The following is a 1,739-nucleotide window of genomic DNA, read 5'->3' as shown; positions in this document are numbered from 1 at the left end:
TAAGCAACGCTTACGCGAACGCTGGGGTCGGCGTCTTTTGCAGAGCTTGATCTTCCTGTTGGTTCTGGCCGGGGGATTGGTCTACTGGCAGTGGATGACCTGGCTCCAGCCGGTGGGCGGCCCAGAACCGATCCAAGTAACAATCCAGCCGGGCAGCAGCAGCCGTCTGATCGGGCAAAAACTGCGCCAAGCAGGGGTGATTCGCTCAGCTCTGGCTTGGGAGCTGTGGAGCCGCACCTTCGGGCGCGACTGGGTGTTTCAGGCGGGCACCTACGCTTTGGATCCCAACCAGGACATGCTGGCCGTGGCCCAGCAACTGCGGCAGGGAAGGATCCTGCAAAGACGTCTGACCATTCCGGAGGGTTGGCGCATCGAGCAAATGGCAGAGGCTCTGGCCCAGCGCAACTGGCTGGCAGCCGATGCCTTCATTGCCGTGACCCGGGTGATTCCCCCCCTCGACTGGCTGCCCCCCAACTTGAGCTCTCTAGAAGGCTACCTGTTCCCAGACACCTATCTTTTCCCCATCGAACAGGTGGAGGGATCCCTGCCGGATCAAGAAAAGGCTCAAATAGTGGTCAACGCCATGCTGCAGCGATTTGTCGCGGTGGCCCTGCCCCTGTTTCGCCAGCACACCACTTCCCTGTCTCTGCACGAGTGGGTTACCCTGGCCAGCATTGTGGAGCGGGAGGCCGTGGTGCCGGAAGAACGCGCTTTGATTGCAGGTGTCTTCCTGAACCGGCTTAAGAAAGGGATCCCCCTGGGAGCCGATCCGACGGTGGAATATGCCTTGAATATCCGGCAAACCCCAGATCGCCGCCTCACCCTTGCGGAGGTGCGCACCCCCTCTCCCTACAACACCTACCTCAACCCGGGCTTGCCCCCTGGTCCCATCGCCAGTCCGGGCTTGGCCAGCCTAAAAGCCGTTTTGCAGCCTGAGCAAACCGACTATCTCTACTTCGTGGCCCGCTACGATGGCACTCACATTTTCAGCAAAACCCTAGCAGAGCACGAGGCAGCCCAATTGCAAATTATTCAAGAGCGCCGACAAGCTGCCCAGGGATCCCACCATAGTCCTCAACCAAGTCCTTAGCCGAGGAGCGGATGGTACACAAACCTTGGTTCAAGCTCCTGCAACCGGATCTGGTGGTGGCCGGCACTGTCTTAAAGTTGCGGGCAGAAGACCTGTGGGCCTGGCAGGTAAAAGGCATCATCTTTGACGTAGACGGTACACTGGTGCCGAGCCGACAGGTTGAGGTGGATCCCGCTGTGGCTGCTTGGCTGGAGCAGTTGCGTCCGCACTTTCAAATTTGGCTGGTGAGCAACAACCTCAATCGCAGCCGCATCCAACAAATCGGAGAAAGCCTGAACCTGCCCTACATTCACCGCGCTGGGAAACCCTCAAGGCGGGCCTTGCGGCGGGCCGTAGCCCAGATGGGCTTGCCGGTAGAAGCAGTGGCTATGGTGGGAGACCGCCTGTTGACGGATATTTTGGCAGGCAATCGACTGGGGTTGGTAACCGTGCTGGTCAACTCCCTCTTGTCCGAAGCAGTCGAAAAGAACCCTGCTACCCTCTAGGGGCTGCGCTTTTGAGAGATTTGAGAGTTGGACAACTGTAATTGTTTCAAACTGAATTGAAAAGGTTTCCAAGCACTCCCCCTTTCCTTCGCAAAGAGAGAAGACCAAAAGACAATCCTGCTGCTCGAAAGGACTTAGTCACTTCAGTTTAGGGTGAGACGCCT

General features: G+C 58.1%; 2 protein-coding genes. Both read left to right on the top strand.

The features are described 5' to 3' along the window. The coding region (gene mltG / locus NW819_RS12695; protein ID WP_414413963.1) for an endolytic transglycosylase MltG at positions 1–1,090 on the top strand (1,090 nt) is incomplete at its 5' end. Between the two features lie 11 nt (positions 1,091–1,101). Continuing rightward, complete coding sequence (locus NW819_RS12690) at positions 1,102–1,575, top strand: YqeG family HAD IIIA-type phosphatase (protein ID WP_414329713.1); 474 nt, start codon at positions 1,102–1,104, stop codon at positions 1,573–1,575. The last annotated feature ends 164 nt before the right edge of the window (positions 1,576–1,739 follow it).

Origin of the sequence: Synechococcus sp. R8-2 (assembly GCF_047461715.1) — a bacterium.
GTDB lineage: Bacteria > Cyanobacteriota > Cyanobacteriia > Thermostichales > Thermostichaceae > Thermostichus.
This window is presented reverse-complemented; position numbering and strand designations above follow the sequence as displayed.